Origin of the sequence: Phenylobacterium sp. (assembly GCF_025351295.1) — a bacterium.
In the GTDB taxonomy this organism is placed as follows: domain Bacteria; phylum Pseudomonadota; class Alphaproteobacteria; order Caulobacterales; family Caulobacteraceae; genus Phenylobacterium.
The window spans coordinates 24,946-37,181 of record NZ_JANXWD010000022.1 but is presented as its reverse complement, the minus strand read 5'-3'; the positions used below and the strand labels follow the sequence as shown (position 1 = coordinate 37,181).

Sequence of the window (12,236 nt, the reverse complement as noted above, 5' to 3'; positions counted from 1 at the left end):
GTAAGCGCCGTCCTGACCCCACCTTCCCCTGAGCGGGGTGGCCGGTGATGGTGACGATCCCCTTGGGCGGATCGTTTCATGTCTGGATTTGACCCTACGCTTGACCCTAAGCCGGTGCAGGTTCGCCGGCTGGAGGTGCTGACGGGCGTGGTTGGGCGGCGGCGCTGGTCGAGCGACGACAAGGCGCGGATCGTCGAGGAGAGTCTGGCGCCCGGTGCGACGGTGTCGAACGTGGCGCGGCGACACGACATCCGTCCGCAGCAACTGTTCGGGTGGCGGCGCGGGATGCGGATTCCGGAGCCTGAGCCGCAGATGACCTTCGTGCCGGCGCTGGTCGAGGCGCCTGCGAAGGTTGAGCGGGCGCGGCCGAGGCCGGCGCGGATCGGGCGCGGCGACATCGAGTTGGAGATCGACGGCGTCGTGGTCCGCGTGCGCCGGGGCGCGGAAGCCAAGACCGTGGCGGCGGTGATCAAGGCGCTGAAGGCTGTGCGGTGATCCCGGCCTTCGCGGGGCCGCCGGCCTCGGTGCGCGTACTGGTCGCGACCCGCCCGGTGGACTTCCGCAAAGGCATGGGCGGGCTGGCCGCGCTGGTGAAGGATCAGCTGCTGAAGGATCCCTACTCGGGCGTGGTCTACGTCTTCCGGGCCAAGCGGGCCGACCGGGTGAAGATGATCTGGTGGGATGGCACGGGCCTGTGGCTGCTGGCCAAGACCCTCGAGCAAGGCGCCTTCAGCTGGCCGAAGGTGCAGGATGGGGTGATGCGGCTGACGCCGGCGCAGCTCGCGGCCCTGCTGGAGGGCCTGGACTGGCGGCGCGTGCAGCAGACGCGCCGGACCCGAACTCCGGAGGCCACGGCGTAGGCTGCGACGAAGTGAATCAGGCCGCACGTGGGGGCGCCACAAGGCCGCTCGAATATGGTCAGATCGCTCATGGCCCAGGCGCTTCCCAGAGATGTCGAGACGCTGACGGCCCTGCTCCTGAAGGAGCGGGCCGAGCACGCGGCGGCGCTGAAGGCCAAGGACCAGGCCGACGCCGAGAACGAGCGCCTGCGCCAGATCATCAAGGCCTTGCAGCGCCACCGCTTCGGCCGCCGCGCCGAGACCCTGGATCGCGACCAGCTGGCCCTGGGGCTGGAGGAGGTCGAGCAGGAGATCGCCGCCGGTGAGGCCGGGGCGGAGTCCGCGGCGCCGGCCGCCAAGACCGCGCGAGCCGCTACGCGGCGGGCCAACCGCGGATCGCTGCCGGCCCACCTGCCCAGGATCGAGACCGTCGTCGACATAGAGGACAAGACCTGCCCGGGCTGCCGCGGCGGCCTGCACCGGATCGGCGAGGACGTCGCCGAGCGGCTGGACATCGTGCCCGCGCAACTGCGGGTGCTGGTGGTGCGCCGGCCCAAATACGCCTGCAGGACCTGCGAGGAAGCCGTGGTGCAGGCGCCTGCGCCGGCGCGGCTGATCGAGGGCGGACTGCCGACTGATGCGACCGTGGCCCATGTCGTCGTCGCCAAGTACGCCGACCACTTGCCGCTCTACCGCCAGGCCCAGATCTACGCCCGTCAGGGGATCGCCCTGGACCGCTCGACCCTGGCCGACTGGACCGGGCGGGCGGCCTGGCTGCTCAAGCCCCTGCACACCCGGCTGCTGGAGCGGCTGAAGGCCTCGGGCAAACTCTTCGCCGACGAGACGACCGCCCCGGTGCTCGATCCTGGCCGTGGCCGGACCAAGACCGGCCAGCTCTGGGCCTACGCCCGCGACGACCGGCCCTGGGGCGGGCCCGACCCGCCGGGCGTGGTCTACGTCTATGCGCCCGATCGCAAGGCCGAGCGCGCCGCGGCGCACCTCGTGGGCTTCAAGGGTGTGCTGCAGGTGGACGGCTACGCCGGCTACCGGCCGCTGGCCGAGGCGGGCGACATCCGCCTGGCCTTCTGCTGGGCGCATGTGCGGCGGCGCTTCTATGAGCTGGCCGCCGCCGGGCCGGCTCCGATCGCCAGCGAGGCCCTGGAACGCATCGCATCGCTCTATGCTGTCGAGGCCGACATCCGTGGCCAGGCCACCGATGCGCGCAGGCGGGTGCGCCAAGAGCGCAGCCGGCCGGCCATCGACACGCTCCACGCCTGGCTAAAGGCCCAGCTCGAGCGCGTCAGCCAGAAGGGCAAGCTCGCCGAGGCCATCCGCTACGCGCTGGCCCGATGGGAGGGCCTGAGCCTCTTCCTGGATGACGGCCGCGTCGAGATCGACTCCAACATCGTCGAGCGGACCATCCGGCCCATCGCGCTCAACCGCAAGAACGCCCTCTTCGCCGGCTCCGATGGCGGCGGCGAACACTGGGCCGTGCTGGCCTCGCTGATCGAGACCTGCAAGCTGAACGGCGTCGACCCTCAGGGCTACCTGGCCAACGTCATCACCCGCATCGTCCACGGCCATCCCAACAGCCGCCTCGACGAGCTCCTGCCCTGGGCCTACGCGGCGCCTATCCGCGCCGTGGCCTGAGAACAGCGCTTACGAACGTCCGTTCGGGGTGTGAAGAGCGGACGTCCGTCTCACGCCCGCTGATTGTCGCGTTCTGACTCAGTGGAGACCTTTGGAAGGGTCGGATCTCGGATCTGCTTCGGGGCATGCGACTGCGTTCACCGGGGAGGTCAGTAGCGGTGACCCTATGCCAGGACCGCGACCTCCTCGTGGCGCGGGTAGTCGACATACCCCGTCGCATCGAAAGTGTAGAAACTGTCCCGATCGTAGGAAGCGAGCGGCCAACCGTTGCGGATTCTGGCCGGCAGATCGGGGTTCGAGATGAAGTAGCGTCCGAACGCGACGAGATCGGCATCGCCGTTTTGCAGTATGGCCTCTGCGGTCTCCGGTTCAAACCCGCCGGCAGCGATGATTTTGCCGGTGAACACCTTGCGTAGTTGCTCGGTGGCGACCGGCGCCTGGCCCGCCGTCACGACCACGTTGCCGAGAACCCGAGGCTCGACGATGTGCAGATAGGCAAGGACAAACCGGTTCAACTGGCGGGCGACATGGCTGAAGAGCGCGTACGGCTCGCTGTCGGACATGTCGTTCCACTTGCCGGCCGGGCCGATCCGCACCGCCACTCGGTTTGGTCCCCAGACCGAGACCAGCGCCGCCACGACCTCAAGGAGAAGGCGCACGCGGTTCTCGATCGAGCCGCCATAGGCGTCCGTCCGGTGGTTGCTGTTGTCCTGCAGGAATTGATCGATCAGGTAGCCGTTCGCGCCGTGCAGCTCCACCCCGTCGAAACCCGCCGCCTTCGCCCGTTCGGCCGCCAGGCGATAGTCTTCCACGATGGCGGCGATCTCCCCAATTTCGAGTGCGCGGTGCGGTGACGGATGCACCCACCCGCTGGGCGTGGACGTCCGGCGCGTCGGGTCTTGCCAGTAGGCCGGATTGACCGAAGCGGAGACGGGTAAGGGGCCGCCGGTCACCTCAATGTGCGACGAGCGACCTGTGTGCCAGAGCTGCGAGAAGATGACCCCGCCTTTGGCGTGCACCGCTGCGGTGACCCTTTTCCATCCCTCAACCTGCGCGGTGGAGAACAGGCCGGGCGCCCCGAACCAGCCGCGGGCCGAAGGCGAGACCGTCGTCCCCTCCGAGATAATCAACCCGCCGTTCGAGGCGCGCTGGGCGTAGTATTCCACCATTAGCGGGCCCGGTACGTCGCCGGGCTGGTCGGACCGGGACCGCGTGAGCGGCGCCATCACCACGCGATGGGAAAGCGATGCGCCGCCCAGTTCGATCGGGGAAAGCAGCTTTGACATGTTGAGACTCCGTATGGGTTCATGGGGTTCCGGCGTCCGGCCGCCGTCGGGGCTGGATCCAGAGCGGTTCGGTGGAAGGCCTGCGCTGCCCCGGCCCTGGGGCACGGTTAAGGAGGGGCGGGTCAACTGAGCGGCGTTTCGGCTAGCGGTTCCGCACCTGGGCGATGGCGGCGACCCAATTTTCGATGTGGTAAGCCGAGGAGAGCTTTCCGTTCGTCACGCCGAAGGAATCTAGAGCGATCGTCGTGAAGCCCTTGCCCGTTGGCTCGACGCCGAAGAACGTCTTGGTCGGCCTGCCGGTCGCCTGGCCGAGGACGATGATCCGGTCGCCAGCGACCCAGAGGTCCAGGACCCTCCAGTGCAGGTCGGGGATGATCTCTCCGAATGCCCTGATCTGTGCCGCGAGTTCGCTGCGGTTAAGGCAGTCTGTTTCAGTCGAGCACGAGTGGTAGTCGGGATTGGTCGCCCTGGCGAGGAGCGCGGGCACATCCTTCTTCGTTGGCTCGTTGAGGGCCTCGTACAGGGGGGCCACGATGACGCGCGCTTCCGCCGCCGTCAGCTGATGCTGGGCCGCAGCGGCCGGCATGGCCGCGGCGAGGCAGCTCAGGGTGAGCGCTGCGATCTTCGTCATGCTGAGAATCCGGGTCATTGTTCAGGAGCCTTGGATTGAGGGTGCGGAGGCGACTGCGAATCTGCTGCGCAATGTCAGCTCGCCGCCCTCGTAGAGGGACATGACGAACCGGCGTGCGGCTTCTGTAGAGGCGTCGTGGGTCACGAGCTTCGCCTTGGGACAGGGGAAGGGTTCCGCAGGGGCCGGCGGGAGGCGGCGGCCCCTGCGGACCGGCCTATTGCGCGGCCGTTTCGATCAAGGCGGCGACCTCCGCCGCATGGGACATGTAGACCGCGTGGCTCGACGCGATCTCAATGACCTGTGAGTGGGCGCGTTTGTACATCGAGCGCTCCAGGTCGGGGTTGATCGATCGGTCGCGCGTGGCCACGACGGCGAAGCTGGGCTTGGCCTTCCAGGCCGGCGGGCCGGCCGAAGCGCCCGCGGCCTTGACCGACAGGCCAACCTGCGCGCGCGCCATGAAGTTCGTCTCAGCGGCCGGCAGGTCCGCCGCGAAATCGGCGCGGAAGGCGGCTGGTTCGATATAGAGGAAGCCATCGGTCGAAGGCTTCAGCGGCGTGCCGGCGGGCGGCATGCTGGCGGCGAGAGACCCGAGGCTCTCGCCCACGTCGGGTTGGAACGCGGCGACATAGACGAGGCTCTTCACCTTCGTATGATCGCCCGCCCCGGAGATGATGGCGCCGCCGTAGCTGTGGCCGACCAGCACGGTTGGGCCGTCCTGGGCATCCAACAGGCGCTTGGTCGCCGCGATGTCGTCGTCCAGCGACGTCTCCGGCGGCTGGGCGATGGTGACGTTGTAGCCGTCCTTCGTGAGGATATCGGCCACCGCCCTCCAGCCGGATCCATCGACGAAGGCGCCGTGGACCAGCACGATGTTCTTGGCCGGCGCGGCATGCGCCAGGGACGCGAATGATGTCGTCGCGAGCAGCGCCGCGGCGGCCAAGGCGGAGAACCGCCGGATCGAAGTCGTCATGGAGTGTCCTTTCAGGAGTGAAATTTGCGAGGGGGTGAGGGGGTCGGCAGGGCGGGATGCAGCCGCCGATGGAGTTCGACCGAGAAGGCGAGCAGGGCGCCGCGCGGGTAGTGGTGCAGCAGGATCCGCGCGATGGCGCCGTTCGGCGCGTGGGCCAGCACAGTGACGCCGCTGACTTCAATGCCGCAGAACCGGCCGGCCCATTCCAGCCAGGTCCGATCGGCCGAGCGTGCCTCGGCGACGAAGGCGATCTGTTCGTACATGCCCCGCGTAGCGACGAAGAACCGCCGGATCTCGCCGGCGCCCACCAGAGGATTGTCGATCACGACCGCCTCCAGCCGCGGTTCGGCGACGAAGGCGCGCGCGAAGGACTGGAGGGTCGGTCGCGAGATCACCTCGAGCCATTGCGCGCCAGGCGCATCCGCGTCGTGATGTGAGAGAGGGTTCATCGTCGCGGCCTGATGTCTTGCGGCAAGCATGTCAGGGGCAGCCGAGGGCCGGGCCGGCGTCGAGGCCGGTGGCCTTGGCCAATCTGCGGCCGATTCCGTAGCCGGCGACGGTGATGGGGAGGGTGTTGCCGGTTGTCTGCATGGGAGGTCTCCGCGGCGCTGATCGTGCGTAGAGACTGGGGATTCTGCAGCCTTACGTATTTGCGCTCAGGACCGCTTTTGCGGTTTCGGCTCACTTCCTGCGCCGGCCGTCGCGATCAGTGGCGGGTGTGGGCGCGCTTCCATCGTCCCGGGCTCGCGCCCACGAGGCTGCTGAAGGTCCGCGTGAACGCCGACTGGTCTGAGAAGCCGGACTGGATCGCCACCTCCACGAGGGGCGCCTTGCTCGCCAGCAGCAGAGCCTTGGCCATCTCGACCCTCTGCTCATTCAGCCAGCGGTGGGCCGACACGCCAAGGGTGAGCTTGAACGAACGGGTGAAGTGGCTGACGGAAAGCCCGCACTCGCGCGCCAAGTCGGCCAGGCGCAGTGAGCCGTCGAGGTTGGCGCGGATCAGTTCCATGGCCCGTCGCTTCTGCCACGGCGCCAGCCCGCCGCGTGCGACGCGCGCCCGTGGGAGTACGCCCGCATAGTGCTGTAAGACATGGGCGCCGAGGATCAGGCTGAAGTGATCGAGGGTCAGCGAGCGCGTCCACGCCGGCGCGCCGATATGCGGCAGGATCAGCTTGGTGAGCTGAGCCAGGACCGTATCGTTCTCGCAGATCGTGAAGCGGTAGGCCTCAACGGGCGTGACACCGTGCTCTTCGGCGATCTCGTCGAGGCCTGCCCGCGGCAGGTGGTAGTGAACGTAGTCGAAGCCGCTGCCGACCCAACAGACCGGGTCCGACTCCAGATCCATCAGGCTGGTGTGATAGGTCGGGATGTAAGGGACGTTCACCGCCTTGTTGTCGATCCAGAGCTCGTAGCTGCGCAACTCGACCGGTTGGATCGCGACGGAGATGTGCAACGCAGGCTCGCTGACCACGCTCGTGGTGCGGTCGGGCAGGCCGGTATCCGAGCGCAGCCGCGTCACCGCGAAGACGTTGTTGTCGGGCCACTCGGTCGCCGCGTGCAGGCTCTCCACGCCATGGAAGTGGGACGCCAGCGTGCCGCCGAACGCACCGGTCGGATCAGGCGGACGCCCGAACGGCCTCGTTGGGAGGTCCGCGCCGTGCATCATGGCTGGAGAGGCGTCGTCGATGAGAACATGCGGACCTCCTTGATCGATCAGCCGGGGAACGCATGGCCGAACATGGGGCGGCCGCTGAGGGACGCCGCTTCCATCGCCTCATCCTGGAGCACGTCCCAGTGCTCGACCATCAATCCACCCGCAAGCCTCAGGATGTCCGCAGCGATCCAGGCGGCGGGGCGGCCATGGCCGGAGAAGCGGCCATGTACAATCACGTGGTGGTCGTCGGCGAGGATGATGCCCGCCTGGTAGCGCAACGTCGGCGGCGCGGCCCGCACCAGTTCAAACAGCCCGTCGCGGCCTGGCGCGATGTGGGCGCTGTGCTGGATGTAGTCCGGAGACCAGAAGCGCTCCGCGGCCGCGTAGTCGCGGCGATTGAAGAGGGTGTCGAAGGCCGCCAGGACGAAGGCCTTGTTGGCTTCAGAGAGCGGGGGTTGCGTGACGAGGGTTGTGCTGCTGAGATCAATCATCGTTCCAAACCGGCGGGGCGACGGTCTCCTGATCGCGGCTGAACGTTCCGTGAGCGGCGGGCCAAGAGAACGTGGCGCCCCAGCGCACGGACGGATTGTCCGTCGTCGCGGGCTTTTGTTCCGCGCTATGGTAAAATCACGAGAGCGATGCGCGCCCGCAGCAGTGTGTCTGTCGAGGTGGCCCTGTCGCGGGAGGTCTTCATGGCGACAAGCCTGGCCGAAGGCGACTACCCTGAGCACTGGCGCTCCCATCGCGCGGATCACGAACTCGACAGCCGCCTGGACTGGCGGAAAGCCTACAACCGCGAGAACCCGAACGGCACATTGACCGGTATCCGCCAGCGGACCTGGAGCGGCGTGAGCGCGGTAGTCAAGGAGATGGAGTTCGGCGGCGCCTTCGAGGTCGACCGTGCGGCGCCCTACCATCGTCTCATGGTCATTCTCGAGGAGGTTGGAGATCGAATTCACGGCGAGGGGCAGCGCGCCGCCCATCGTGGAGCCACAGAACCTGCCAACCGGCTCTACCTGGTGCCGGCGGACACGCCCTTTTGGACGTCGTCGTCATCGCTCCGCTACCTGCGATATATCAGTCTGCAGTTCGAGGTCGCCGACCTCGAGGCCCTCGGATCCGGGACATGGGCGGAAGCTTTGCCGCGGACGCCACGGTTCGGCTTTAGCGATCCTCGGCTCCTCGCCCTGGCGCGGGTGTTCGAAGCCGAATGCGAACGGCCTGGGCCGAGCGATGAGCTGCTCGGGAACGGACTGTCCGTTGGCCTCTTATCGATGCTGCGCGGCCTGGACGGCGCGCCTCAGGCGTCCGTTCGCGGCGGACTCAGTCCCCGACAACTGCGGGCCGTGGTCGGGTATCTCGAAGACAACATCGGCTGCGCCATCGATCCGCTGGCGCTCGCGGCGATAGTCGGCCTGTCGCCATCACATTTCCATCATGCATTTAAGGCCTCGACCGGCCTTCCCCCACATCGCTGGCTCATGGAGCGGCGGGTCCGGCGCGCGCAGTCTCTCATCCTGGATGGCGAGCCGCACCTTGCTGACATTGCATTGCAGCTCGGCTTTGCAGACCAGGCGCATTTCACGCGGTTGTTCAAAAAGACTGTCGGTTTGACGCCGAGTACGTGGCGGCGCGAGCGCGGAAGGTAGGCGGCCTACTGCGACGAGAACGCGCATGGGGAACACGCCTCTGCCCGAGTCCTTGGTGTGATCCTAACGGCCGCTTCTGGCGCGGAAGTTAACGTCTGCTCCTGGCGCGCATCGCTGCCTCCAGAGCTTTCAGCCACGAATCTCTGCTTTCGGTCGGAGACGGCTATGCGCGCACCTCTCCCTCCCACCTCGTGTGCTGCGCAACAGCCTTGACGTCGCTGCCCTTATGTTCTATCTTTGTTCTCAATGCCTGCAGATGCCGCCATGCTCTCCGCACTGACCGAGGCCGCCTTCGGCCTGGGCATGGCTTACCGCGACCGGCACGAGGCGGCCGCGGACCCCGAGACCGAAGCCCGGTGCTTCGAGGCCTTCGACCGCTGCTTCACGTCCGTCCGCCTCGGTATCGCGCTGAAGCTGCGCCTGGACCGGGACGCACGCCTGCTGCGGCGCGAGCCCGCGGCCGAGCGTGAACAACCCGAGCGCGACGAGGTCCTCGAAACCGAACGCTCCGAACGCTTCACCGAGCGCGACCGCGACCGCGAAGCCGAACGCGCCAGCCTCCCGCTGTTCCTGAAGACCCTGAACGGGATCGTCGCCGACGCCTTGACCCTGCCGGGCCCCGAACCTGCCCAGCTCCCCACCCTGCGCGACCTCCTGGCCACGCTCGGCGTGGCGCCGGCGGCCCAGCCCCGATCCGGCGCCCTCAGGGCCCGCCTCACCGGCTCCGCAGCCCCTGGGCTCGCCGCCCCTGGGCTCGCCGCCATTGGGGCCGTCACCACGGTCGCCACCCCGGACCGCCCGACCGGGGCGAAACCGGGCATCCTCCCGCCCCGACACGCCACCGGTCCGCCCGGGCGCTGACCCCTCCCTCGCGCGCGCCGACGTTCGCCGGCGCCGGCGGGAGGCATTGCCTGCAACCTTGACTTCGGAACGCAGGTCCGCGAAGCAGCCCCCATTGGTGGGCCGGCGGCGGCGACAAAATTTCCGCCCACCGCAAGCGCCCCGCGCTTTTGCGCGCGATCCCGGCCGCTCGGCCGCCGCCGACCTTTGGTTTCCGCCCATGCCTTCCAAGAGCGCCCTGTGGCGCGACCGCGATTTCGTCCGGCTGTGGCTGGCGCAGAGCGTCTCGGCGTTCGGCGCCCGGATCACCCGCGACGGCCTGCCGATCGCCGCCGTGCTCGGTTTCGGCGCCTCGCCTTCGCAGGTCGGGCTGCTGGCGGCGCTGTCCTATGGCCCCGCCCTGGTGGTCGGCCTGGCGGCGGGCGGGTTCGTGGACCGCAGCAGGCGGCGCGGACTGATGATGGCCGCCGACCTGCTGCGCGCCGTGGTGCTGGCCAGCCTGCCCATCGCCGCGCTGTTGCATGTCCTGGCCCTGTCGCAGCTCTATGTGGCCGCCGCCCTGGTCGGCGCCGCCAGCGTGCTGTTCGAGATCGCCGACCATGCCTACCTGCCCGGCCTGGTGGCCCCCGAGCACCTGGTGGCCGCCAATTCCAGCCTGTCGGCCACCGAGTCGGTCGCCGAGATCGCCGGCCCGGCGCTGGCCGGCGTGCTGTTCCAGATCCTGGCCATCCCCATCGCCATCGCCGCCAACGCCGTCACCTACCTGGCCTCCGCCGCCGTCCTGGCCACCATCCGCAAGCCTGAGCTGACCCCCGCGCCGGAACCGCAGGCGCGGTGGGCGGACGACGTGGCCCTGGGCTTCGGCGCGGCCTGGCGGCATCCGCTGGTGCGGCCGATCTTCCTGATGACCTGCGCTCAGAGCCTGGCCGGCGGCATCTTCGGCGCGACCTACATGATCTTCTGCCTCCGGGTGGTGGGCCTGGGCCCAGGCCTGCTGGGGGTCGCCATCGCCATGGGCGGCGTGGGCGCGCTGGCGGGCTCGGTGCTGGCCGGCTGGCTGTCGCGGCGGTTCGGGGTCGGCCCGTCGATCCTCGGCGCGCAGGCGATGTTCGGCGTGGTCGGCATCCTGATCGCGCTCACCCCCGCCGAGCCGAAGAGCGGCCTGGCCATGCTCATGGTCTCACAGTTTCTCGGCGATGCGGTGGCGGTGGCGGCCATGGTGCTGGGCGGCAGCCTGCGCCAGACCGTGTTGCCGCCGGAGGTGCTGGGCCGGGTGGGCGCCAGCTTCAAGGCCGCCGCGGGCGGCCTGGCCATCGTCGGCGCCCTGCTGGGCGGCGCGCTCGGCGAGGCGCTGGGGATCCGCGGGGCGATCGTCGCCGGCGCGGTCGGCCTGTGCCTCTGCCCGCTGTTCGGCCTGCCCTCGCCGCTCCGCCGCCTGCGCGAGATGCCGGCGGGGCCGGGTTAGGCGCCGAAGATCCAGCCTTCGGGCAGGCTGGAGAGTTGCACGCCCACCAGGATCATCTTCGCGCCGCCGACCATGTCGATCACCGTGTCGTCGCCCACCTGGGACAGGGTGTAGACCGTGCCCGGATCGACCCGCACCCGGTCGCCCTCGCCGGCCGTGAAGTCCAGCACCTTGTCGATGCCGGCGTCGCCGAAGGTGATGAAGATGTCGGCCCCCAGGCCGCCGCTGACGGTATCGTTCCCGCGGTCGCCGGCGACGATGTCGTTGCCGTCGTCGCCGCGGACCACGTCGTCGCCCTGGCCGCCACGCACGATGTCGTCGCCCGGCCCGCCGCCCACGGTGTCGTTGCCGAGATTGCCGTAGACGATGTCGTTGCCGGCGTCGCCGAACACCACATCGTCGTCCTTGCCGCCGACCACCCAGTCATTGCCGGCCCCGCCGGCGAGGGTGTCGGCGCCCATGTTGCCGTTGATGTCGTCAAAGCCCGCGCCGCCGACGATGGCGTCGTTCCCCTCGTCGCCGCGCAGGTAGTTGTCGCCCTCGCCGCCGTTGATCGAGTCGTTCTCGGTCCCGCCGAAGATCTGGTCATTGCCCGCGCCGCCCTGCAGGGTGTCGGCGCCGGCCAGGCCATGGATGGTGTCGTTGCCGTCGGCGCCGTCGTAGCGGTCGGCCCCGGGGGTCAGGTCGCGGGCGTCGTCACCGGGGTTGCCGGTCTCCTGGATGCCCCCCGCCGCGTCGAGCGAGCCGGAGATGAAGTTCACCCGCTGTACGTCGGCCAGGGTGGCGTTCTCCAGCTTCACGCCCACCGAGATGCGGACCGCGAAGACATAGACGTCCGACTGCACCTGGACCGCCGTGTACTCGAACCCCCGGCCGAAGGCGGCGAGGGCGGCATTGTAGGCCGCCGTATAGTCGTCCGCCGGCAACTGGAAGATCGAGCCGAAGGTGGCCGGATTGGCGCCCTGGAACAGGAACCGGTCGGTCGACGACCAGTCGGTGATGGTGTCGATGGCCGTGGGGTCGGAGAGGCCGGCCGCCGCCGAACTGTCGCCCGAGGCGAACACGAACAGGTCGAAGCCCGGGCCGCCGGTCAGCCGGTCGCCGCCGAGGCTGCCGGTCAGGGTGTCGGCGTCGAGGCCACCCATCAGGGTGTCCGCGCCGGTCGTCCCGGTGATCGTGGCCATGGCGGCGCCTCGCTGCGTGCGGCGGAAACCTCGCGCCGCCCGGCGCCAGGGTCAATGTCGAGCTGTCC

At 69.1% G+C, this 12,236-nt stretch carries 13 protein-coding genes; 6 read left to right on the top strand and 7 right to left on the bottom strand.

All coding sequences use genetic code 11. The annotated features are described in order from the left end of the window. Nucleotides 1-78 precede the first annotated feature (78 nt). The 3 genes from Q0R13_RS03555 to Q0R13_RS03545 are packed head-to-tail and all read left to right on the top strand — an operon-like array spanning nucleotide 79 to nucleotide 2,489. Nucleotides 79-495 carry a transposase gene (locus Q0R13_RS03555; RefSeq protein WP_293899576.1) on the top strand — a complete coding sequence of 139 codons (417 nt, stop codon included), beginning with the start codon at nucleotides 79-81 and terminating at the stop codon, nucleotides 493-495. Then, a complete protein-coding gene (tnpB, locus tag Q0R13_RS03550; RefSeq protein ID WP_293899573.1) occupies nucleotides 492-860 on the top strand; it encodes an IS66 family insertion sequence element accessory protein TnpB in 369 nt (122 codons plus the stop codon). The genes Q0R13_RS03555 and tnpB overlap by 4 nt, the downstream gene beginning before the upstream one ends. A gap of 54 nt (nucleotides 861-914) precedes the next feature. Then, nucleotides 915-2,489 carry an IS66 family transposase gene (locus tag Q0R13_RS03545; protein ID WP_293899570.1) on the top strand — a complete coding sequence of 525 codons (1,575 nt, stop codon included), beginning with the start codon at nucleotides 915-917 and terminating at the stop codon, nucleotides 2,487-2,489. Nucleotides 2,490-2,653: 164 nt separating this feature from the next. On the opposite strand, the gene Q0R13_RS03540 is transcribed toward Q0R13_RS03545, so the two are convergent. The 6 genes from Q0R13_RS03540 to Q0R13_RS03515 form a co-directional block, all read right to left on the bottom strand. Next, the gene (locus Q0R13_RS03540; RefSeq protein WP_293899567.1) at nucleotides 2,654-3,775 is read right to left on the bottom strand and encodes an alkene reductase; all 1,122 of its coding nucleotides are present in this window, start codon (nucleotides 3,773-3,775) and stop codon (nucleotides 2,654-2,656) included. 142 nt (nucleotides 3,776-3,917) lie between these two features. Next, entirely contained in the window at nucleotides 3,918-4,406 is a 489-nt protein-coding gene (locus tag Q0R13_RS03535; RefSeq protein ID WP_293899564.1) for an ester cyclase, read from the bottom strand. A gap of 214 nt (nucleotides 4,407-4,620) precedes the next feature. Next, nucleotides 4,621-5,346: an alpha/beta hydrolase gene (locus Q0R13_RS03530; RefSeq protein ID WP_293899561.1), complete on the bottom strand. Its 726-nt coding sequence runs from the start codon at nucleotides 5,344-5,346 to the stop codon at nucleotides 4,621-4,623. Between the two features lie 41 nt (nucleotides 5,347-5,387). Continuing rightward, complete coding sequence (locus tag Q0R13_RS03525; protein ID WP_293899558.1) at nucleotides 5,388-5,825, bottom strand: hypothetical protein; 438 nt, start codon at nucleotides 5,823-5,825, stop codon at nucleotides 5,388-5,390. Nucleotides 5,826-6,082: 257 nt separating this feature from the next. Next, nucleotides 6,083-7,042 (bottom strand): AraC family transcriptional regulator, encoded by a 960-nt coding sequence (locus tag Q0R13_RS03520; RefSeq protein ID WP_293899556.1) that lies wholly within the window; start codon nucleotides 7,040-7,042, stop codon nucleotides 6,083-6,085. A 47-nt stretch (nucleotides 7,043-7,089) separates the two neighbouring features. Beyond that, nucleotides 7,090-7,521 carry a nuclear transport factor 2 family protein gene (locus Q0R13_RS03515; protein WP_293899553.1) on the bottom strand — a complete coding sequence of 144 codons (432 nt, stop codon included), beginning with the start codon at nucleotides 7,519-7,521 and terminating at the stop codon, nucleotides 7,090-7,092. 201 nt (nucleotides 7,522-7,722) lie between these two features. Between Q0R13_RS03515 and Q0R13_RS03510 the strand changes: the two genes are divergently transcribed. The 3 genes from Q0R13_RS03510 to Q0R13_RS03500 all read left to right on the top strand — a co-directional run bounded on the left by Q0R13_RS03510 (nucleotide 7,723) and on the right by Q0R13_RS03500 (nucleotide 10,984). After that, entirely contained in the window at nucleotides 7,723-8,679 is a 957-nt protein-coding gene (locus Q0R13_RS03510; protein WP_293899550.1) for an AraC family transcriptional regulator, read from the top strand. Nucleotides 8,680-8,943: 264 nt separating this feature from the next. Beyond that, the gene (locus tag Q0R13_RS03505) at nucleotides 8,944-9,540 is read left to right on the top strand and encodes a hypothetical protein (protein ID WP_293899547.1); all 597 of its coding nucleotides are present in this window, start codon (nucleotides 8,944-8,946) and stop codon (nucleotides 9,538-9,540) included. A gap of 199 nt (nucleotides 9,541-9,739) precedes the next feature. Next, nucleotides 9,740-10,984, top strand: a complete 1,245-nt coding sequence (locus Q0R13_RS03500; protein WP_293899544.1) for an MFS transporter — start codon at nucleotides 9,740-9,742, stop codon at nucleotides 10,982-10,984. On the opposite strand, the gene Q0R13_RS03495 is transcribed toward Q0R13_RS03500, so the two are convergent. Further along, on the bottom strand, nucleotides 10,981-12,168 hold the full coding sequence (locus Q0R13_RS03495; RefSeq protein WP_293899541.1) for a calcium-binding protein: 1,188 nt from the start codon (nucleotides 12,166-12,168) through the stop codon (nucleotides 10,981-10,983). The genes Q0R13_RS03500 and Q0R13_RS03495 overlap by 4 nt on opposite strands. Between the last annotated feature and the right edge of the window lie 68 nt (nucleotides 12,169-12,236).